The 21,379-nt window shown below is 61.0% G+C and carries 18 protein-coding genes; 14 read left to right on the top strand and 4 right to left on the bottom strand.

The genetic code is table 11. The annotated features are described in order from the left end of the window. Nucleotides 1-2: 2 nt before the first annotated feature. Nucleotides 3-1,775: an N-acetylglutaminylglutamine amidotransferase gene (locus tag C4J88_RS18365; RefSeq protein WP_124407781.1), complete on the bottom strand. Its 1,773-nt coding sequence runs from the start codon at nt 1,773-1,775 to the stop codon at nt 3-5. 125 nt (nt 1,776-1,900) lie between these two features. Then, complete coding sequence (mnmC, locus tag C4J88_RS18360; protein WP_124407780.1) at nt 1,901-3,928, bottom strand: bifunctional tRNA (5-methylaminomethyl-2-thiouridine)(34)-methyltransferase MnmD/FAD-dependent 5-carboxymethylaminomethyl-2-thiouridine(34) oxidoreductase MnmC; 2,028 nt, start codon at nt 3,926-3,928, stop codon at nt 1,901-1,903. Nucleotides 3,929-4,082: 154 nt separating this feature from the next. Between mnmC and pap the strand changes: the two genes are divergently transcribed. Together pap and C4J88_RS18350 are read left to right on the top strand one after the other, a co-directional pair. Then, on the top strand, nt 4,083-5,597 hold the full coding sequence (pap, locus tag C4J88_RS18355; RefSeq protein ID WP_124407779.1) for a polyphosphate:AMP phosphotransferase: 1,515 nt from the start codon (nt 4,083-4,085) through the stop codon (nt 5,595-5,597). Between the two features lie 239 nt (nt 5,598-5,836). Continuing rightward, nucleotides 5,837-7,021: a thiolase family protein gene (locus C4J88_RS18350; RefSeq protein WP_124407778.1), complete on the top strand. Its 1,185-nt coding sequence runs from the start codon at nt 5,837-5,839 to the stop codon at nt 7,019-7,021. A gap of 188 nt (nt 7,022-7,209) precedes the next feature. Here the strand turns inward: C4J88_RS18350 and C4J88_RS18345 are convergent, their stop codons facing one another. Beyond that, nucleotides 7,210-8,079 carry a LysR substrate-binding domain-containing protein gene (locus C4J88_RS18345; RefSeq protein WP_124407777.1) on the bottom strand — a complete coding sequence of 290 codons (870 nt, stop codon included), beginning with the start codon at nt 8,077-8,079 and terminating at the stop codon, nt 7,210-7,212. A 111-nt stretch (nt 8,080-8,190) separates the two neighbouring features. Here C4J88_RS18345 and C4J88_RS18340 point away from each other — a divergent pair, with 111 nt between their 5' ends. The 12 genes from C4J88_RS18340 (at nt 8,191) to C4J88_RS18285 (ending at nt 19,220) form a co-directional block, all read left to right on the top strand. After that, nucleotides 8,191-8,958, top strand: coding sequence for a TSUP family transporter (locus C4J88_RS18340; protein ID WP_124407776.1), 768 nt, complete (start codon nt 8,191-8,193; stop codon nt 8,956-8,958). 443 nt (nt 8,959-9,401) lie between these two features. Beyond that, nucleotides 9,402-9,923: a fimbrial protein gene (locus C4J88_RS18335; protein ID WP_124367778.1), complete on the top strand. Its 522-nt coding sequence runs from the start codon at nt 9,402-9,404 to the stop codon at nt 9,921-9,923. Between the two features lie 51 nt (nt 9,924-9,974). Next, nucleotides 9,975-10,535, top strand: coding sequence for a fimbrial protein (locus C4J88_RS18330; RefSeq protein ID WP_124407775.1), 561 nt, complete (start codon nt 9,975-9,977; stop codon nt 10,533-10,535). 20 nt (nt 10,536-10,555) lie between these two features. Then, a complete protein-coding gene (locus tag C4J88_RS18325) occupies nt 10,556-13,159 on the top strand; it encodes an outer membrane usher protein (protein ID WP_164487728.1) in 2,604 nt (867 codons plus the stop codon). Beyond that, nucleotides 13,156-13,917 (top strand): fimbria/pilus periplasmic chaperone, encoded by a 762-nt coding sequence (locus C4J88_RS18320; protein ID WP_124367776.1) that lies wholly within the window; start codon nt 13,156-13,158, stop codon nt 13,915-13,917. The genes C4J88_RS18325 and C4J88_RS18320 overlap by 4 nt, the downstream gene beginning before the upstream one ends. A 17-nt stretch (nt 13,918-13,934) precedes the next feature. After that, nucleotides 13,935-14,516 carry a fimbrial protein gene (locus tag C4J88_RS18315; RefSeq protein WP_124407774.1) on the top strand — a complete coding sequence of 194 codons (582 nt, stop codon included), beginning with the start codon at nt 13,935-13,937 and terminating at the stop codon, nt 14,514-14,516. 10 nt (nt 14,517-14,526) lie between these two features. Continuing rightward, nucleotides 14,527-15,009: a fimbrial protein gene (locus C4J88_RS18310; RefSeq protein WP_124367774.1), complete on the top strand. Its 483-nt coding sequence runs from the start codon at nt 14,527-14,529 to the stop codon at nt 15,007-15,009. A gap of 43 nt (nt 15,010-15,052) precedes the next feature. After that, nucleotides 15,053-15,532, top strand: coding sequence for a fimbrial protein (locus C4J88_RS18305; RefSeq protein ID WP_124367773.1), 480 nt, complete (start codon nt 15,053-15,055; stop codon nt 15,530-15,532). An 11-nt stretch (nt 15,533-15,543) separates the two neighbouring features. Continuing rightward, a complete protein-coding gene (locus tag C4J88_RS18300) occupies nt 15,544-16,080 on the top strand; it encodes a fimbrial protein (RefSeq protein ID WP_124407773.1) in 537 nt (178 codons plus the stop codon). A gap of 38 nt (nt 16,081-16,118) precedes the next feature. Next, nucleotides 16,119-17,087, top strand: coding sequence for a fimbrial protein (locus C4J88_RS18295; protein ID WP_124407772.1), 969 nt, complete (start codon nt 16,119-16,121; stop codon nt 17,085-17,087). 144 nt (nt 17,088-17,231) lie between these two features. Next, on the top strand, nt 17,232-18,188 hold the full coding sequence (locus C4J88_RS18290; protein ID WP_124407771.1) for a fimbrial protein: 957 nt from the start codon (nt 17,232-17,234) through the stop codon (nt 18,186-18,188). Nucleotides 18,189-18,263: 75 nt separating this feature from the next. After that, nucleotides 18,264-19,220, top strand: a complete 957-nt coding sequence (locus tag C4J88_RS18285) for a DMT family transporter (protein WP_124407770.1) — start codon at nt 18,264-18,266, stop codon at nt 19,218-19,220. A gap of 651 nt (nt 19,221-19,871) precedes the next feature. On the opposite strand, the gene C4J88_RS18275 is transcribed toward C4J88_RS18285, so the two are convergent. Continuing rightward, nucleotides 19,872-21,260: a class II fumarate hydratase gene (locus tag C4J88_RS18275; protein WP_124371345.1), complete on the bottom strand. Its 1,389-nt coding sequence runs from the start codon at nt 21,258-21,260 to the stop codon at nt 19,872-19,874. Nucleotides 21,261-21,379: the final 119 nt, after the last annotated feature.

Raw genomic sequence — 21,379 nt, 5'->3', positions numbered from 1 at the left:
GATCAGATTCCTTGTTCGCTGAGCCACAGGTTCAGCGCCGCCAGTTGCCACAGCTTGGAGCCGCGCAATGGGGTCAACTGGCCCTGTGGGTCCGTCAGCAAGCGGTCAAGCATGGCGGGGTTGAACAGGCCACGGTCCTGGCTCGGGTCCAGCAACAGCTCGCGTACCCAGTTGAGGGTATCGCCCTGTAAATGCTTGAGGCCTGGCACCGGGAAGTAGCCTTTCTTGCGGTCGATGACTTCGCTGGGGATCACGCGGCGCGCGGCCTCCTTGAGCACCTGCTTGCCGCCGTCGGGCAGCTTGAACTTGCCCGGCACGCGGGCCGAGAGCTCTACCAGGCGATAGTCGAGAAACGGCGTGCGCGCCTCCAGGCCCCAGGCCATGGTCATGTTGTCGACGCGTTTGACCGGGTCGTCCACCAGCATCACCGTGCTGTCCAGGCGCAGGGCTTTGTCCACCGCAGCGTCCGCGCCCGGCATCGCGAAGTGTTCGCGCACGAAGTCCCCGGCGGCATCGTTGGCGGTCAGCCATTTCGGCGCGACGGTGGCGGCATAGTCGTCGTAGCTGCGGTCGAAAAATGCCGCGCGGTACGCCACATACGGGTCGCTGGCGCCGTCCACCTGCGGGTACCAGTGGTAACCGGCGAACAGTTCGTCGGCGCCCTGGCCGCTCTGCACAACCTTGCAATGCTTGGCCACTTCCCGCGACAGCAGGTAGAAGGCGATGCAGTCATGGCTGACCATCGGCTCGCTCATGGCGCGGAAGGCCGCTGGCAACTGCTCGATAATCTCGCTTTCGGCGATGCGCAGCTGGTGGTGGCGGGTGCCGTAGTGCTTGGCGATCAAATCCGAATACTGGAACTCGTCGCCGCGCTCGCCGCCGGCGTCTTCAAAACCGATGGAGAAGGTCGACAAGTCTTCGACGCCCACTTCGCGCAGCAGGCCGACCAGCATGCTCGAGTCGACGCCACCGGAGAGCAGCACGCCGACGTCGACCGCCGCGCGTTGACGGATGGCCACGGCTTCGCGGGTGCTGTCGAGCACGCGGTCGGTCCAGTCTTCCAGGCTCAGGTTTTTTTCGTCATCACGGGGACCATAGGGCAGGGTCCACCAGGTTTGCTGTTCGGTCTTGCCGTTCGCATCGATGCGCATCCAGCTCGCTGGCGGCAGCTTTTCAATGCCCGCCAGCAGCGTGCGCGGCGCGGGCACCACGGCGTGAAAATTGAGGTAATGGTTGAGCGCGACCGGGTCGAGAATCGGGTTGATATCGCCGCCCTTGAGCAGCGCCGGCAACGCCGAGGCAAAGCGCAGGCGCTGGCCGGTGCGCGACAGGTACAGGGGCTTTACGCCGAGGCGGTCGCGGGCGATGAACAGACGCTGGGCATCGCGCTCCCAGATGGCAAAGGCAAACATGCCGTTGAGCTTGGGCAGCAGCGCTTCGCCCCAGGCGTGATAGCCCTTGAGCAGCACTTCGGTGTCGCCGCCGGAGTAGAAGGCATAGCCCAAGGCTTCCAGCTCTTGGCGCAGTTCCGGGAAGTTGTAAATCGCGCCGTTGAACGCCAGGGACAGGCCCAGTTGGGCGTCGACCATCGGTTGGGCGGAGCCGTCCGACAGGTCCATGATTTTCAGGCGGCGATGGCCCAGGGCAATCGGCCCTTGGGCATGAAAACCCCAGGCGTCGGGGCCACGAGGGGCGAGGTGATGCGTGATGCGTTCCACGGCTGCCAGGTCGGCAGGTTGATGATCAAAGCGTAACTCGCCAGCTAATCCACACATAAGTTCCTTACCGGTTTTTCCGTTGGGGAGGGGTCAATACTCAATACGCACCAAAAGGGCGCTTACCCAGAAACTGACCCCAGGCACAACCCGGGAGTTTTAGAACGATAAGTTATAAGTGGACTTTAGCTAATGGCGCCGTCGCTTTCGCCGGTTCGCGCTCCGGGCGCTGGTCGCGCTTTGCCGCGAATCAATTCGCGCAGGGCAAACCGATTGGGATGACAGGCCTGGGCAACGCTGACGGGCAACGGCAGCGGTTCGTTATCCAGCCACGCCGCCAGCAGTTGCGCCGATAAAGGCGCGGTGATCAGGCCGCGAGAACCATGGCCGCTGTTGATGTACACACCGTCCAGCCACGGGCACGGCGTATCGGGTACCTGGCGGGCGTCCTTGGCCAATACGCCATACGCTTCGGCAAACGCGCTTGCATCGGCCAGCGGGCCGACAATGGGCAGATAGTCGGGGCTGGTGCAGCGGAAGGCCGCTCGGCCCTCCAGGGTTTCAAGCGACTGGGTGTCGGCGTGCAAGGCCTGCAGCAGGGCCGGGGAAATTTCCCGCAGCAGCGTCAGGTTATCGGCGTGTTCGGCGAGGGTAGGCGTGAGGTCCTCGCTTTTGAAATCGAAACTGGCGCCCAGGGTGTGTTCGCCCAAACGTGCCGGCGCAACATAACCTTGCCCGCACACCACCGTGCTCAACGCTCGGCTTTCGACGGTTTGCGCAAGGCTCGTGATTTGCCCGCGAATCCGCTTGAGCGGCAGCGCGGCGCTGAAGGGAAAGCGCTTGATCTCGGCGGCGCCGGCAAGCACCACCACGGGCGCGCTGGCGACTAGGGTGTCACCGTTGCGGGCCTGCCATTGGCCGTCGACGCGCTGCAAGGTGAGCGCCTCCTGATGCAAGCGCACGTCTACGCCGGGATGCCGCGCCTGCCACGCGCACAGGGCGGGCGGATTGACCCAGCCGCCTTCGGGGAAAAACAGCCCGCCCATCTCCAGCGGTATACCCGCGTGGGCTTGGGCCTGGGCCGCATCCACGCGGTGCAGCAGGTCCGGCGCGAAGGCCTCGGCCAGTTGAGCCTGGCGTTCGGCTTCCTTGGGATTGAACGCCAGTTGCAATACACCGCAGGCGTCCCAGTCCACCCCGCGCTGCAAATGCTCCAGCAGCCGACGGGTGTAGCCGAAGCCGCTGACAATCAACTGTGACAGCGCCGTGCCATGGGCCGACAGTTTCAGGTACAGCACGCCCTGCGGATTGCCCGAGGCTTCCTGGGCCAGGGCCGCATGACGTTCCAGCAGGCACACCTGCCAGCCGCGCGCGGCCAGACTGGCTGCGGTGCAGCAACCGGCCAGCCCGCCGCCAATCACCAAGGCCCGGCGTTCGCCCGGCTCCGGCGCCGGCCGGGCGAACCACGGCGCGCTGGTGACGGGACGCGGTGTGTGTTCGGGCCAACCGAGAAACTTCCCGCGCAAAATCTCCCACTTATGGCCGATTCCCGGCGTGCGTTTCATCTTGAACCCGGCGGCGTTGATCAGCCGCCGTACCCAACCGGTGCTGGTGAAGGTGCTGATGGTCGAGCCCGGTGCCGCCAGGCGCGCCAGTTCGGCGAACAGCTCGGCGGTCCACATGTCAGGATTTTTCGCCGGGGCGAAGCCGTCGAGAAACCAGGCATCGACCTGCGCATCCAGTTGCGGCAATTGCTCCAGGGCATCGCCGATCAACAGCGTCAGGGTCACGCGGCCGTGGTCCAGCACCAACTGCTGGAAGCCTGGATGGATGGCGATGTACTGCGCCAGTAATTGCTCGGCATAAGGTGCCAGCTCCGGCCACAGACCCAGGGCGCGCCGCAGGTCGGCGTGGCTCAGCGGGTATTTCTCCACGCTGACAAAATGCAGGCGGGCCCCGGCCACCGCGTGTTGGGCGAACAGCTGCCAGGCGCACAAGAAATTCAAGCCCGTGCCGAAGCCGGTCTCGCCGATGACCAGCCGCGCGCCTGCCGCCAAGGCGGCGAAGCGCTGCTGCAAACGGTTCTGTTCCAGGAACACATAGCGGGTTTCTTCAAGGCCTGACTGAGTGGAGAAATACACGTCGTCGAACATCCGCGAATGCGGGCGGCCGTGGTCGTCCCAGTCGAGCTGGGCGTGGGCGATGGGGGTCATGGGCGGCTCATAAATAGACAGCGGGCAAACACAGGCGGCCATTCTAGCCGATCGACACGCCATGAATTGAGCCATGGCAAGCCTCGGTGGAATTTCCTGCCGCGTGCCGCTGCCCAATCCGCTAGTCTTGAGCCATCTTGAAACGGAGCTGCCCATGTTCGAATCCGCCGAAATCGGTCACGCCATCGACAAAGACACCTTTGAGGCCGCAGTGCCGGCCCTGCGCGAAGCCCTGCTGGAAGTGCAGTACGAGCTGCAACAGCAGAAGCGCTTCCCGGTGATCATCCTGATCAACGGTATCGAGGGCGCGGGCAAGGGCGAGACGGTCAAGTTGCTCAACGAGTGGATGGACCCGCGCCTGATCGAAGTGCGCACCTTCGACCAGCAGACCGACGAGGAACTGGCGCGCCCACCGGCCTGGCGCTACTGGCGGCAATTGCCGGCCAAGGGGCGCATGGGGATTTTCTTCGGCAACTGGTACAGCCAGATGCTGCAAAGCCGCGTTCACGACCAGATCAAGGACGCCCGTCTCGACCAGGCCATCGCCGGGGCCGAGCGCCTGGAGAAGATGCTCTGCGATGAAGGTGCGCTGATCTTCAAGTTCTGGTTCCACCTGTCCAAGAAACAGATGAAGGCGCGGCTCAAGGCGCTGGCCGATGACCCGCTGCACAGTTGGCGCATCAGCCCGCTGGATTGGCAGCAGTCCGAGACCTACGACAAATTCGTGCATTTCGGCGAACGCGTGCTGCGCCGTACCAGCCGCGACTATGCGCCGTGGCATGTGATCGAAGGGGTCGACCCCAATTACCGTGGGCTCACCGTGGGCAAGATTCTGCTCGAGGGCCTGCAAAATGCCTTGAAACTGCCCAAGGGCAAGGCCAGCGGCATGAACCCGGCGCCGTTGATCGCGTCGGTGGACCAGAAAAGCCTGCTCGACAGCCTCGACCTGAGCCTGCGCCTGGACAAGGACGATTACGAAGAACAGCTGATTACCGAACAGGCGCGCTTCTCCGGCCTGATGCGCGACAAACGCATGCGCAAGCACGCGCTGGTGAGTGTGTTCGAGGGCAATGATGCGGCCGGCAAGGGTGGGGCAATCCGCCGTGTAGCGGCCGCGCTGGACCCGCGCCAGTACCACATCGTGCCGATTGCCGCGCCCAGTGAAGACGAGCGCGCCCAGCCCTACCTGTGGCGGTTCTGGCAGAAGATCCCGGCGCGGGGCATGTTCACCGTGTTCGACCGCTCCTGGTATGGCCGGGTGTTGGTGGAACGCATCGAAGGCTTCTGCACCCCGACCGATTGGATGCGCGCCTATGGCGAGATCAATGATTTCGAAGAGCAGTTGCGCAATGCCGGTGTGATCGTGGTCAAGTTCTGGCTGGCCATCGACAAGGACACCCAGCTGGAGCGTTTCCAGGCCCGCGAAGAGATTCCCTTCAAGCGCTTCAAGATCACCGAAGATGACTGGCGCAACCGTGACAAGTGGGACGACTACCGTGCGGCGGTGGGCGACATGGTCGACCGCACCAGCACCGAAATCGCACCCTGGACCCTGGTGGAAGCCAACGACAAACGCTGGGCGCGGATCAAGGTGCTGCGCACCCTCAACCGCGCGCTGGAAGACGCGTTTGCCAAGAGCGATAAGCACGATAAGAAGAAAAAGAAATAACGGTCTGCCTAGCTCAATAATGTGGGAGGGGGCTTGCTCCCGATAGCGGTGGGTCAGCTGCAAATTTGCTGACTGATACACCGCCATCGGGGGCAAGCCCCCTCCCACATTTGATCTCCACACATCAGGTGGACCGCATCCCGGCCTCATGCTTTTGCATCCATGCAGTGAATGATCATCGCGCCTGCCCAGGGCCCGGCTCTATCCTCGATCCACAACCACAAGATCGAGGTAGCCCCATGCGTGAAGTAGTGATCGTCGACAGCGTGCGAACCGGCCTGGCCAAGTCTTTTCGCGGCAAGTTCAACCAGACTCGCCCTGATGACATGGCGGCCCATTGCGTCAACGCGCTGTTGAGCCGCAATGGCATCGATCCGGCGACGGTGGAGGATTGCATCGTCGGCGCCGGCTCCAACGAAGGCGCCCAGGGCTACAACATCGGGCGTAACGTGGCGGTGCTGTCACAGCTGGGCACCGGCACGGCGGGCATGACGCTCAACCGTTTCTGTTCGTCGGGCTTGCAGGCGATTGCGATCGCGGCCAACCAGATTGCCTCGGGTTGCAGCGACATCATCGTCGCCGGCGGCGTGGAATCCATCAGCCTGACCATGAAGAGCGTCAACACCGACCACCTGATCAACCCGCTGCTCAAAGAGCAGGTGCCCGGTATCTACTTGCCCATGGGCCAGACCGCCGAAATCGTTGCGCGGCGCTACCAGGTCAGCCGCGAGGACCAGGACCTGTACGCCCTGCAAAGCCAGCAGCGCACGGCGCAGGCCCAGGCTGATGGTCTGTTCGACGATGAAATCGTGCCGATGGCGGTCAAGTACAGCGTCGAAGACAAGCACACCGGCCAGGTGCAGGTACTCGATGGCGTGGTCGACCGCGACGACTGCAATCGCCCCGACACCACACTGGCCAGTCTCAGTGGCCTGAAGCCGGTGTTTGCCGAAGACGGTTCGGTGACGGCGGGTAACTCGTCGCAGCTGTCCGACGGCGCCTCGATGACCCTGGTGATGAGCCTGGAAAAAGCCCTGGCGCTGGGGCTCAAGCCCAAGGCGTTCTTTCGCGGGTTTACCGTGGCCGGCTGCGAACCGGACGAAATGGGCATCGGCCCGGTGTTCTCGGTGCCAAAACTACTCAAGGCCAAAGGCTTGCAGGTGGCGGATATCGACCTGTGGGAACTCAATGAAGCGTTTGCCTCACAGTGCCTGTACGCCCGCAATCGCCTGGAAATCGACAATGCCCGCTACAACGTCAACGGCGGCTCCATCTCCATCGGCCATCCATTCGGCATGACCGGCTCGCGGCAAGTAGGGCACCTGGTGCGGGAGCTGCAACGACGTGATTTGCGCTATGGCATCGTCACCATGTGCGTAGGTGGCGGGATGGGCGCAACCGGGTTGTTTGAAGCCGTGCGCTAGTGCGCGGCCACTGAAGGCAGGAGTCTGACGGCTCGGCAGCCGACGACTGCCTGAACTGATGCCCCGCGATCCAAATGTGGGAGGGGCGGTGCGACGATTCGACTTGCCCCCGATGGCGGCCTGACAGCCGACCAGAATGTTGGATCAGGAATGAGCAAGCTTGCGCAAGCCATCCTGCATCGAAAAGCTCAAAGGTGTTTAAACTGTTCCATTAACAAAGCTGCAAACTTGTCTTTTGCAGGATGAACCTTAACGTTTTTATTCCAGATGAAATAGTTTGTTATAGGTAGTAATTCACTGAATTCATAGCCGCTGATTCCACCCATTTTCCGAAACTGCTCATACATGCCCTTAGGCACTAACGATACGCCCGCCCCAGAACTGACGCACCCCAGGATGGTGCCATAACTGGCAATGCTTGTTATGGCGCTCGCTACGCCGCAATCAGCCAGCCAGTTTTCCAGCGACTTCCTGTAAGGACATCCTTCGGGCCACATGAATATGTTTTTCCCACCAAGATCCTGAGGTCCTCGGATTGTCCCTGCAGACGCCGACGCAATTAATACGAGCTCTTCCTGATAGATTTCCACACATTCAATATCTGCGTGCTCAGGGCTCACAGCAATAAATGCGCCATCCAACTTGAAGTCAACCACATCATCAACCAACTGTGGCCAGGGCCCCGTACTGAATTCCATTTGCACGGCGGGGTAGTGTTGATGATAAGTGGACAGCAGCTTGGGCAGTCTTCCTGTCGCAGAAGACTCAATTGCACCAATCTTCAATACCCCGCAAGCCACTGATGCAGGGTCAAGCGCTCGTCGAGATTCCTGGCACAGTGACAAAATTTTATTTGTGTATTCAAGAAACAATCGTCCGGAAGGGCTGATAACAAGCCCTCGGCCCTTTCGTATAAATAAGGAAGCGCCAAGCTCCTTCTCTAACGCTTTTATTCTGTTTGTTATGTTTGACGGAACGCAATGCAACAGTTCGGAGGCCCGAATGATACTGCCCTGATCGGCAACCACCTTGAACATAGTCAGCTGTGAGAGTTCCATTGCATTGCTCACTAAAAGTGAATGATCGGCTCAGTATAAGTTACTTGTTGCAAGCTAATCAATAAATTATGTTATTGGCCCCTGAATCTGAATGCTGGCCGGAACTTTTATATGGATGTTGAACAGGCTGTGATTGCATTAGGTTTTTTTGCTTTTTGCGGCGGGTTAATAGACGCTGCTGTTGGCGGCGGCGGGCTTGTACAATTGCCGGCGCTGCTGCACGCCTTACCTCAGTACAGTCTCGCCACGGTGTTTGGAACAAATAAACTTGCCGTATTGGCAGGGAATTGTTCCTCTATATTCAGCTACCTGAAAAGAATAAGGATCATATGGAAGTTAATGCTTCCCACCATGGTCTCGGCTTTTATTTTTGCGTTTGTTGGGGCCATGTCCGTCTCTATTATCCCTAAGAGGCTGATGGAGTACGTTGTGTTCTTTCTCTTGATAGCCATGGCAGGCTATACGTTTATCAAGAAAGATTTAGGATTGGCGAGCTCACACAAGCACTGCGGCACCAAGCAAGTTTTGTTGGGCATTTTCTTCGGTGGCGTAATTGGCTTTTATGATGGCGTGTTCGGGCCCGGCAGTGGCAGTCTATTGCTCTTTGTGTTCGTTAAATATTTCGGTTTTGATTTTCTAAACGCCTCCGCTTCTGCAAAGCTGGTTAACTTAGGGACTTTCAGCGCGGCCCTTATATTTTTTGTGCCATCCGGCAACGTATTATGGGCAATAGGTGGAGTGGTAGCCCTGTGTAATATTGCAGGTTCCCTGACCGGGGTTTTCCTGGCGCTAAGATATGGCAGCAGGTTTATCAGGGTGTTCTTTTTGATTCTGCTGATATTTTTAATAGGAAGAATGGGGCTGGCGCTCGGTTCGTAGCCTGTTGCCATTACCTGTCCGTTCAGACACACCCCTCGCCCCGCAGCTAAATTCTTCGGTTGCAAACCCCCAATAAAGTTTGTTGTTTGTTTAGTGCGTGTAGCCCTATTCTTACGGCTATGTCCTGCGCTAAATTATTCGCATTAACTCGCGTGTAGTCCCATTCCTTCAGTAAATTTCAAAGTTTTGGCAAAGTGCCATAATTTTCCTGCAAGCCTTGATATCAAAGGCTACATCGTTAAAAGAAACAGCTGGCTTACTTCTTCAAGTGTGAAGCGGACACTTGCCCGGCGTTGAGTGTGGTCCTGAAATGCAATACAAAAAGTTGGAAAGCAGCTCAGGAACATCCCCCTCAATGCATGGGTGAAACCGCCTTTTTAACCAGCCCTGCGCCTAACGGTGACAGGGCTTCTTAATGACACTTGTTAAGTGGGAATCTGTAGATGAAAACCAAAATGAAAGCTGTGCTGTTGTCTGTCGGTCTGCTGGCGGGTTCGGTGTCTATGGCGCACGCGGCAGATGGAACGGTTACGTTTTTGGGGTCGGTCCATTCGGGCGCTTGCTCTATCAAGCCTGACTCCGTTGATCAAACTGTTCGCCTGGGGGCAATTGCCAAGCATCAGTTGCAATCGGGGGGCAAGTCGGAGGCCCGGCGCGTGCTGATCGAACTGGAAGGGTGCGACCTGACGGGCCTCACTGACAACACCGTCACCACCACCTTCACCGGTGCGCCATCCGGTGCTGTACCGGGCGCGATCGGTACGGTCGGCGGTGCTGGCGGCGTGGGCATCATGATGACCCATGGCGGCGCCCCGGTTGAGTTGGGCGTACCTACCGCCCCGCAAATCATCGCCGCTGGGGATAACACCCTGGAATTCGGCGCCTATGTACAAGGCGCCGCCACCGCCCCGATCGTGCCCGGCGACTTCAGCGCGGTCACCAATTTCACCTTGGCTTATCAGTAAGTTGTGCCCCCGCCACCCGGTGTGGCGGGGGAACGCTGACGGGAGATCCAGGTGAACACATTCCTACGTCTGGCTATCGCCTCTTCACTGACGACGTTCATCAGCCCTTGCGTGGTCGCCCAGGCGTCTGCGCAAGGCGATGGGGTCGTGCAGCTGGGAGGGGAAGTGGTTGATTCCGCCTGCGGGCTGGAATTGGCCAGTATCGATCAAACCATCGAGATGCCGCCCGAACCGGTTGGCCGACTCCTGCGCAACACACGGGGCGAAGACCATCCCTTCCAGTTGCGTCTGGTCAATTGCTCGTTGACCCGCCCCGACCCGTTGCGCCCAGGTGAAACCCTGCCGGACTGGGAGCACATGCGCGTGACGTTCGAGGGCCCCACCGACAGGGCAGGGCTTTCCTTCGCGGTCTTTGGCGAGTCGCAGGGGGTTGCCCTGCACATCGTGGACGCTGCCGGCGAGGAAAGTCTTCCGGGGCAACGCATGGCGCCGGTGCCGCTGGCGGAGGGCGACATGACACTCAACTACCGGTTTTTCCTGGTCGGCAACGGCTTGCCATTGGCAGTCGGGGCTCACAGTGCCGCGGTGCGGTTCAAGTTGGAATACTTTTGAACAGTGATGGACAGGCTTGCATGTTGAATACGTCGAAAATCAAAAATACGCTCCGTCCCGGACTGTTGGGCGGGTTGATGTCACTGGCGGGCACTGCAATGGGCGCTGGCGATATCGAGTTCAATACCGACGTTCTCGATTTGGGTGATCGCACTAATATCGACTTGTCTCGATTTGCGCGCAGCGGCTTCATTCTGCCAGGCACTTACACAATGGCTGTGCAACTGAACGCCCAGCCTATTCCTGAACAATCGGTGGCGTTCTATCCCCCCGATAACGATCCCAAGGGCAGCCAGGCCTGTTTGTCGCACAGTCTGGTCGAGCAACTGGGCCTGAAAGCCTCCGAAGCCGGCAAACTGACCTGGTGGAAGGACGGCGAGTGCCTGGATATCACCAGCTTGCCGGGCATGGAGGTGATGGGCGATCTGGCCACCTCGAGCCTGAGCATCAACCTGCCCCAGGCTTACCTCGAGTACAACGCCCTCCATTGGGATCCGCCTTCCCGATGGGACGAGGGCGTGCCGGGGCTGCTGCTGGACTACAGCCTGACGGCGCAGTCCAACTATCAGCGCAATGACGGCCAGCGCAAAAACCTCAGTGGCAACGGCACCGTCGGGGCCAATGCCGGCGCCTGGCGCCTCAGGGCCGATTGGCAAGGGCGCGTGGAGAGCGGCCGGCAGGAAGCGGCGGGGCCGCAAAAGCTGGAGTGGAGCCGCTACTACGCGTATCGCGCCATTCCTGCGCTGCAGGCGCGCCTGGTGGTGGGTGAGAGCTACCTGTATTCGGACCTGTTCGACAGCTTCCGCTTCACCGGCGCTTCGCTCAACTCGGATCAGAGCCAGCTGCCCCCCAACTTGCGGGGTTACGCGCCGGAAGTGGTCGGGGTGGCCAAGACCAATGCAAAAGTCATCATCAGCCAGCAGGGGCGTGTGCTCTACGAGACGCTGGTCGCGGCCGGTCCTTTTCGCATTCAGGACCTCAATGATGCGGTGACCGGCAAGCTGGATGTGCGCGTGGAAGAACAGGACGGTTCGGTGCAGACCTTCCAGCTCAACACCGCCGGTGTGCCTTACCTGACGCGCCCAGGCCAGGTCCGCTACAAGCTGGCGAGCGGGCGACCGTCCAATCTGCAGAACGGCTCCGATGGCAACGTCTTCGGCACCGGAGAGTTTTCCTGGGGCGTGAGCAATGGCTGGTCGTTGTTCGGTGGGGGGATCACCGATAACAACTATCGGGCGTTATCCGTGGGCGCGGGCCGCGACTTGCTGGCGTTCGGCGCCGTCTCGCTGGATGTCACGCAGTCCCATGCCAGCGTGTGGAACGAGACGCTCTCGGGTAAATCCTACCGCCTTCAATATTCCAAGAATTTCGAACAGTACGACAGCCAGGTGACGTTCGCCGGCTACCGCTTTTCCGAGAAGAACTTCCTGAGCATGAGTGAATACCTGGACGCCCGGTATTACGGGCTGAACGGCGAACTCGGCGGGCGAGGGGATTATCGGGACCCCAATGAGGGGTGGAAGCCGATCGGCGGCAGCAAGGCGCTGTATACGGTGACGGTCAACAAGCAGTTTCGTGACCTGGGCGCCACCGTCTACGCCAGTTACAACAAGCAAACCTACTGGGACCGGCCGGACACGCAGCGCTGGAACCTGTCGCTGTCGCGCTACTTCAATGTGGGCACGGTCAAGAACATGAGCCTGTCCCTGAACATGTACCGCACCCAGGAATACAACTATCAGGATAACGGCATGGCGCTGACGGTCAGCCTGCCGTTGGGGCGTACCGGCACGCTCTCGCTGGACGCCAGCCGAGCCGCCGGCAACAACAATGTTGCCACGCGCTACAGCGACCGCCTCGATGAGCGCAACAGCTATCAGCTCAGCGCGAGCGACACCTCCGCCAGCGGTTACCTGAGCCATATGGGCGACCACGCCGACATCGATGTGAGCGCCGGCAGGCAGCAGGGCGGTTCCGGCAGCCTCAGTGTCTCTGCGCGCGGCGGGGCCACGGTCACGGCCTACGGTGCCGCGCTCCATCGCACCACCAGTACCGGCGGCACCCGCCTGATGGTCGACACCACCGGAGTGCCCGATGTGCCCGTACGCGGTTATGGCGCGCCGACGCGCAGCAATGCCTTCGGCAAGGCCGTGATCTCGGATATCAGCAGTTATCAGCGTACCGCCGCCAGTGTCGATCTGGAGCGCCTGCCGAGCAACGTCGAAGCCACTCAGTCGGTCACGCAACTGACGCTCACCGAAGGGGCGATCGGTTATCGCTCGCTGGACGTGATCGCCGGCGAAAAAGCCATGGCGGTGCTGCGCCTGGCGGATGGCAGTTCGCCGCCCTTCGGCGCGACGGTGAAGAACCTCAAGCAACAAGACACCGGCATTGTGAATGACGGCGGCCACGTCTACCTGAGCGGCATCCAGGCCGGCGAGCAGATGTCCGTCAGTTGGGGCGGCGACGAGCGCTGCCTGCTCACGCTGCCCGCCACCTTGCCCGCCGATGGTTTGACCGACGCCCTGCAATTGCGCTGCCAAGTGGTAGCCGCTGACCCCTTCTTGCCCGAGCCCGACGGGCTGACCGGCAAGCCTACCGATACGGAGAACACAGCCTCATGAGACCGACCACACGTTCCACATTCCCGGCCTTTGCGCTGTTGGCCCTGGGCTTGAGCCAGAGCGCCAACGCGGCGGTGGGCCTGGACCGTACCCGGGTGATTTTCGACGGTGGCAAAGACGCCACCAGCGTGAACATCACCAACAACAATACCCAGCTGCCGTACCTGGCCCAGGGCTGGATCGAGGATGAAGCCGGTCAGAAAATCACCACGCCGTTGATCGTGCTGCCACCGGTGCAACGCTTGGAGCCGGGCAAACAGAGCCAGGTGAAAGTCCAGGCATTGCCGGCGGCCAAGGCGCTGCCGCAGGACCGGGAGACGGTGTACTACTTCAACCTGCGGGAGATCCCGCCGCGCAGTGATAAGTCCAACACCCTGCAGATTGCCCTGCAAACCCGCATCAAGTTGTTCTACCGGCCGCAAGCCATTGCGCCGAGCCAGCAGGACCTGTCCAACCCCTGGCAGGAGAAGCTGACCCTGACCCGTGAAGGCGATCAATACCGGGTGAACAACCCGACGCCGTATTACGTGACCCTGGTGGATGCGCGCAGCAGCAAGGATGGCAAAACCGTGCAGGGCTTCACGCCACTGATGGTGCCACCCAAGGGTGCGTTGACCCTGGGCGCCACGGCCAAGGCGCTGGGGACAAGCCCTTATCTGGCCTATGTAAACGATTACGGCGGGCGCCCGGTGCTGGCCTTCAGTTGCACGGGCGACACTTGCAAGGTGAACCCCCAGGCCGCGCCGGCGAACGAGTAATGCTGCTGGAGAACGTCATGAATTCGCAAAAAGTGAAGGTCCTGGGCGGCCTGTTCTGGGTCATGGCGATGGGGGCACAGGCGGCGGATGAAGAGGATATCGAAGGCATGAGCGGCATGCTCAATGTGCTCGGCTCCATGCATGAGTCGCCTTGCAGCCTGGAAATGAGCTCCCTGCACCAGACCGTCGATCTGGACGCGGTATCGACCAGCCAGTTGCAACGCCCCGGTGACCAGGCGACCGCCAAGGCCTTTCAGCTGCGGTTCACCGATTGTCTGCGCACCGCCGGCCGCATACGCAATGAGCGTACGGGGAACCTGACCTGGAGCGCCTACCAACCGGTGCTGTCGGTGCTGTTCGAGGCGCCGGCCGATGCCGACGATCCACGGCTGGTCAAAGTGCAGGGCGTCACCGGCATGGGCCTGCAGTTGACCGACGCCCTCGGCCGGGACGTGCAACTGGGCACACGCGGTCAGCCGCTGTTTTTGCCCGTGGGCCGCAATACCCAGACCTGGAATGTGCGGCCCACGCGCACCGCTGCGCCGTTGACCAGTGGAGCATTCAGGGCCGTCGTGGAAGTCAGGCTCAATTATGAATAAGGGTGCAGCGATGGCTAAATCAATCGGTTTGATCGCCGGCGGCGTGTTGCTGGCGGTCTGCCAGGGCGTGCAGGCCGAGACCAGCTTGACCATTCGCGCGGTGATCATTGCGCCTCCGCCGTGCGTCATCAACGGTGGTAGCACGCTTGACGTGCCGTTTGGCAATGATCTGCAGACGTCACGGGTCGACGGGGTCAACTACCGTCGCGATGTGCCGTATACCGTCACCTGTGATTCGCCGTTCAGCAATGCGCTGACCCTGGAACTCAAGGGCACGGTGGCGTCGTTTGACAGTCGTGTGCTCTCGACCCGCAAGGCCGATCTTGGGGTCAGGCTGTTTGTGAATGGCGCGGACTGGCCGCTGAATACGGCAGTGAATTTTACCTACCCCAATTTCCCCGTGGTACAGGCGGTGCCGGTCAAGCGTGCGGGCAGCACGCTGACCGGCGGGGCCTTCGATGCCGCCGCGACCCTGGTGGTCGATTACCAATGATGGCTACCGATAAAACGGCTACGGATAACAAGAGGAACGACCCATGACAGCTTGGCAGCCGCGAGCGTTGCTCGCCCTGTGGGCCATCGGCCTGTGCAGTGGCGCGTCCGCCAACGTGACGTTCAGCGGCACGTTGAATGAGCCGCCGCCCTGCACCATCGATACGGGCAACACCATTGAAGTCGACTTTGGCGATGTCGGGGTAAAACGCGTCGACGGTGTGAGGTATCGCAGGGGCGTCGGCTACGCGATCAACTGCGGCACCGACACGCTGCCGTGGGCGCTGAAACTGAGCGTCAACGGCACCCCCACGGCGTTTGACGGTGCAGCGGTGCAGACCAGCGTGCCTGCGCTGGGCATTCGGGTTTTTCAGAATGACCTGCCATTTTCACTCAATACACCGCTGGATATCACCCTGTCGTCACCGCCGACATTGGAGGTGGTGCCGGTGCAACAGCCCGGCGCAACGCTGCCTCCCGCCAGTTTCACGGCGGTGGCCACGTTGTTGGCCGAATACCAGTAGGAGCTGAATCGATGCGATATCAAAGGGTTCACAAGCACGGCCTGGCACTCCTGCTCATCTGCGGCCTGATCCCCATGGGGCACGCGGCGGACAATCTGCGTTTCAAAGGCAACCTGGTCGAAGAAGCGTGCACCCTGCGCCCCGGCGACGAGGCAATTACGCTGGAACTCTGGGACCTGACCAGCAAACACCTCTATATCAACACGCGCTCGGTGGGTAAGCGTTTCAAGCTGCACCTGGAAGACTGCGACACCACGATCGGCAATTCGGTGACCATCACCTTCGGCGGTAGGGAAAACACAGAACTTCCCGGTCTGCTCGCGCTGGACGGTGGCAGCGGCGCCTCTGGCATTGGCGTCGGCATCGAGACCTTAAGCGATAAACCCTTGCCCCTGAATGCCGTCAGCGACAAGCAGCTGTTGAGCGACGGCAGCAATGCCATCGAGCTCAAGGCCTATGTGCAGGGCGAGCCGACAGCCATCGCGGATCAGACCATCGGGCACGGTGCATACACGGTGACCTCAACGTTCACGTTGGACTATCCATAGCGCTGGGCCTGGGTAGGGCAGAGGAATGAGAGCTCAAGATGAAACGATTATTTGGCGCCACGGTGCTTCTGGTATCGACCGGTGTGAGTACCGCTGTGACAGCCGCCGATTGCCGTGTGAATGGTGGCAGGTGGGTGAATGTGGGTGCAGGCGGTACGCTGAACTTGCAGGTGCCCGTCATGGTGCAACCGGGTTCGGATAACTCGCGTATCTACCTCGAAGGAGCCCGGTTGGAATGCCGATTCACCCCGGGGCAGCCTTTCCCCACGTTCGTGGACTTGTGGCGGACCGCCACACAGGCCGGGCCTCCGTGGACGCCCGGCGCCAAATTCACTCAGCTGGGCACCGGCTTGCGCATCAACGGTGCTTACCTCAATACCCCGGTGCCGTATGACATCCAGTTGGCGGTCATGCCCAACAACGGTGTGGGCGTCCCCATCGACGTCACGCCCTACATCCTGATACGCAACAACCCGACGAACCCTGTCGACGTGCGGATAGGGGATAACCTGGGCGTGCTGCGCCTGCGTCAGACAAACAACTACAACGGCACCAGCACGGTGCTTGCGCTCACGTACCTTGCGGCGAATAACTTTTCCGTGTCCCCCTCAACCTGCACGATCAACAACAACGCGCCCATCGAGATCGATTTCGGCAACGTGCATCAGCGGGCCATCGGCACGGACCCGCTGACGTCCTCCATCGTCAGCAACCGCAGGCTCACCTATTCATGCCCCGATGGCGGGATCAATACACCCATCACCATCACCTACAAAGGCAGCCCGTCTTCGTTCGACCCACGGCTGCTGCGGATGACCAATCCAGACGTGGGCACGGCGCTGATTCGCGCGGGCTCAGCGGTGCCTGTGAACGGTTCGTTCCGGACCCAGATCACCAATAGCGTAGGGGGGGATGATGTGACGTTTTCTCTGGTTCGACGCAATGGGTCGCTACCGGCCTCAGGGCCCATAAGCGGGAGCGGTGTACTTGTCATGGGCGTGCCCTGATGCGTGCAGCTCCACATGCCGGCGCGGGCTTGTTCGCGAATACGGTGTGTCAGTTGATAACCACCTGATTGACCCACCGCATTCGCGAGCAAGCCCGCTCTTACAGGGACGTGCTCTCATTTCAGATGTTTGATGGAGTTCAAGATGCAACGACTATCTGGAGCCTTGGTGCTTCTCGTTCTGACGGGTATAACCACGACCGCGCACGCTGTCGATTGCCGTGTCAATGGCGGCCCCTGGCAAAATGGCAACCCGAACCTGCAGGTCCCCGTTACCGTCACTCTGAGTGCCGACCGCAGCAGGATTATGCTGGAAGGCGCACGGCTGGAATGTCGATTCACCTACAGCGGCGGCCCTGCCTGGCATGCGGACTATTGGACAACCGGGAGTACGGTAGGCACCGCCTGGACGCCCGGCCCGAAATTCGCAAGCGAAAGAACCGGGTTACGCATCAATGGCGCTTTCCTCAACACGCCGGTGCCGTCGGGTATCGGCATCGTCACCATCCCCAACAACGGGAGTGTTCATCTGATCAATGTCACCCCCTATATTCTGCTACGTAACTATCCCTCCAACCCGTTCGATGTGCGAATTGGCGACGACCTCGGTCTGTTGCGTCTCACCAGTTCGAACAACTACGACGGCACGCGGCCGCAGCTCACCGTCAGGTATACCGCTGCCAACAATTTCACCGTTTCCCCGTCTACCTGCACGATCAATAACAACTACCCCATCGAGATCAACTTCGGCAACGTGCACCAGCGGGCCATCGGCACCGACCCGCTGACATCCGCCATCGTCAGCAACCGCAGGCTGACCTATTCGTGCCCGGATGGCGGGATCAATACACCCATCACCATTACTTACAAGGGCACCCGCTCTTCGTTCGATTCACGCCTGCTGATGATGACCAATGGGGATGTGGGCACAGCGCTTGTTCGCGGCGGCGCAGCGGTGGCTGTGAACGGTTCGTTCCTGACCCGCATCACTAACAGCACGGGTGCCGACGACGTGGCGTTTTCCCTGGTACGTCGAGCGGGCTCGTTGCCGGCCGCCGGCCCCATCAGCGGCAGCGGGGTACTGGTGATGGGCGTGCCATGAACACAGCATGATACCCAAAGCGCATCGCATGCCCCTAGAATGCCGGTTCCACTTCCTCTGGCATCTGGGGCACTCATGCACATTTCTTCCGGCCGCTGGGTCTACGGTTTCTTCCTGACCCTGTTGACCGCGCTGCTCTGGGGCATTCTGCCGATCAAGCTCAAACAGGTCTTGCAGGTGATGGACCCGATCACCGTCACCTGGTTTCGCCTGATGGTGGCCGGCAGTTGCTTGTTTGTTTACCTCGCGGCGACCAGGCGTTTGCCCAGTCGCAAGGTGCTCGGCCCCAAGGGCGGCTGGCTGGTGGCGATGGCGGTGTGTGGGCTGGTCGGCAACTACGTGTTGTATCTGGTCGGCCTGAAAATGCTCAGCCCCGGCACCGCGCAACTGGTGGTGCAGATGGGGCCGATTTTTTTGATGGTTGCCAGTGTGTTTGTATTCAAGGAGCGTTTCAGCCTGGGGCAGGGCGCGGGGCTGGTGATATTGATCGTTGGCTTCGGGCTGTTCTTCAACCAGCGCCTGCTGGAACTGCTCACCTCGATGGGCAGCTACACCGCCGGGGTACTGACCGTCCTGCTGGCGACCAGCATCTGGGTGTTTTACGCCCTGGGCCAGAAACAGTTGTTGACCGTGTGGAATTCGCTGCAGGTGATGATGGTGATCTACCTGTCGTGCGCCGTGTTGCTGACACCCTGGGCGCACCCGCTGGAGGCGCTGCAACTGAGCCCGCTGCAGGGTTGGCTGCTGCTGGCGTGCTGCATGAACACCCTGGTGGCGTACGGCGCGTTTGCCGAGGCGCTGGCCCACTGGGAGGCCTCACGGGTGAGTGCGACCCTGGCGCTGACGCCGCTGGTGACCTTCGTGGCGGTAGCGTTGGCGGCGTGGCTGTGGCCGGAGTTTGTGCAGGCCGAAGCGATCAATGCCTTGGGGTATTTCGGCGCGCTGGTGGTAGTGATCGGCTCGGCGATGGTGGCATTGGCGCCTTCATTGATGGCCGGGCTCAGGGCCCGGCGATTGCGCATGGCTTCATGATTTTGCTCCAAATGTGGGAGGGGGCTTGCCCTAATGCCAGTCAGTTAAGGACGAACACTGTACCTGTGGCGAGGGAGCTTGCTCCCGCTGGGCCGCGAAGCGGCCCCAAAAATGGGACTGCTGCGCAGTCCAGCGGGAGCAAGCTCCCTCGCCACAGGTTACTTTTTACCCTTTCTACTTCTTAACTGACTGGCATTAAGGCGAGCCCCCGATAGCCATAGGTATCTACACAACTTTGTAGCAGCCTAAGTAACCACGATGCGAAGCGAGTCGCTCTTGATCTTGCTCTTGATCTTAAGCGCCCCGTTAAACCACGCTGGCCGGAATCCGATAGTGATTTGGGGGGTAAACCGGCAGGGATGCCGGTTTAGCCGCCCCGCGCCATGGATGGCGCGTGGCGGCGGCCCCCCAAATCACTGTCGGATTCCGGGCACACCGAGCCTAGGCGAGGTGCCGAGTGGTGGGGCAAGAGCGTTTTGCTTACTTTTGCGCTTTTCAAAAGTGAGACGCCGTAAGGGCGGAACCCTAAGCCGCCGTTACCGCAGCAAAGGATATGTACTCGCTCTGATCCAACATAATGGCCGGCTGTCAGGCCGCCATCGGGGGCAAGTCGAATCGTCGCACCGCCCCTCCCACATTTGCCTTTGGCGCTTAGTGCCCGGCTTCCAGCATATTCTCCGGGCGTACCCACTGGTCGAACTGCTCATCGGTCAGATAGCCCAGCGCCAGCGCCGCTTCGCGCAGTGTCAGCCCTTCGGCATAGGCCTTCTTGGCGATCTGCGCGGATTTGTCATAGCCGATATGCGGGTTCAGCGCGGTCACCAGCATCAGCCCGCGTTCCAGGTGTTCGGCCATCTGTTCGGCGTCCGGTTCGAGGCCGGCGATGCAGTGTTCCTGGAAGTTGTTGCAGCCATCGGCCAGCAGGCGGATCGATTCCAGCAGGTTGTGGATGATCACCGGTTTGTACACGTTCAACTGCAGGTGCCCTTGGCTTGCGGCGATGCCAATGGTCACGTCGTTTCCCAGCACCTGGCAGGCCAGCATCGACAGCGCTTCGCACTGGGTGGGGTTGACCTTGCCGGGCATGATCGAGCTGCCCGGTTCGTTGGCTGGCAATTTGACTTCGGCCAGCCCGGCGCGAGGGCCGGAGCCCAGCAGGCGCAGGTCGTTGGCCAGTTTCATCAGCGCCACGGCGAGGGTTTTCAGCGCGCCGTGCAAGGTCACCAGCGGCTCATGGCCGGAGAGGGCGGCGAATTTGTTCGGTGCTGTGACGAACGGCAAGCCCGACAACGCCGCCAGCTCGGCGGCAATCGCCTCGCCAAAGCCGTGGGGCGAATTGAGCCCGGTGCCGACGGCGGTGCCGCCCTGGGCCAGCTCGCACACGGCGGGCAGGGCGCTGCGGATGGCGCGTTCGGCATAGTCCAGCTGCGCGATAAACGCCGAGACTTCCTGGCCGAAGGTGATCGGTGTTGCGTCCATCATGTGGGTGCGGCCGGTCTTGACCAGCTTCATATGCCGCGCCGCCAATTCCGCCAGCCCACCGGACAACACCGTGATGGCCGGCAGCAACTGCTCGTGAACCGCCTTGACGGTGGCAATGCTCATGGCCGTGGGGAAGCAGTCATTGGAGCTCTGCGAGCGGTTCACATGGTCGTTGGGGTGCACCGGGCTTTTGCCGCCGCGGTTGTTGCCGGCCAGTTCATTGGCGCGGCCGGCGATCACTTCGTTGGCGTTCATGTTGCTCTGGGTGCCGCTGCCGGTCTGCCACACTACCAGCGGGAACTGGTCGTCATGCTGGCCGTCCAGCACTTCGTCGGCGGCCTGTTCGATCAGGCGGGCGATGTCGGCGGGCAAGTCGCCGTTACGGTCGTTGACCCGTGCAGCCGCCTTCTTGATCAGGGCCAGGGCATGCAGCACCGCGAGCGGCATGCGCTGTTCGCCGATGGCGAAGTTCACCAGCGAACGTTGGGTCTGGGCGCCCCAGTAAGCGTCATCCGGGACGTGGACGTCTCCCAGGCTGTCAGTTTCGATACGGCTCATCGGGCACACTCCTTCAGGTTCGTTTGCGCAGTTTAGGCTGTGATCGGCCCAGGGGGTTCCAAAAAACACGCTTCATCGGATTTGCCCCCCGCAAAACCAGGCCCGACAAGGCCTGGGGT

The organism is Pseudomonas sp. R4-39-08, from assembly GCF_003852275.1.
Classification (GTDB): Bacteria; Pseudomonadota; Gammaproteobacteria; order Pseudomonadales; family Pseudomonadaceae; genus Aquipseudomonas.
This window is presented reverse-complemented; position numbering and strand designations above follow the sequence as displayed.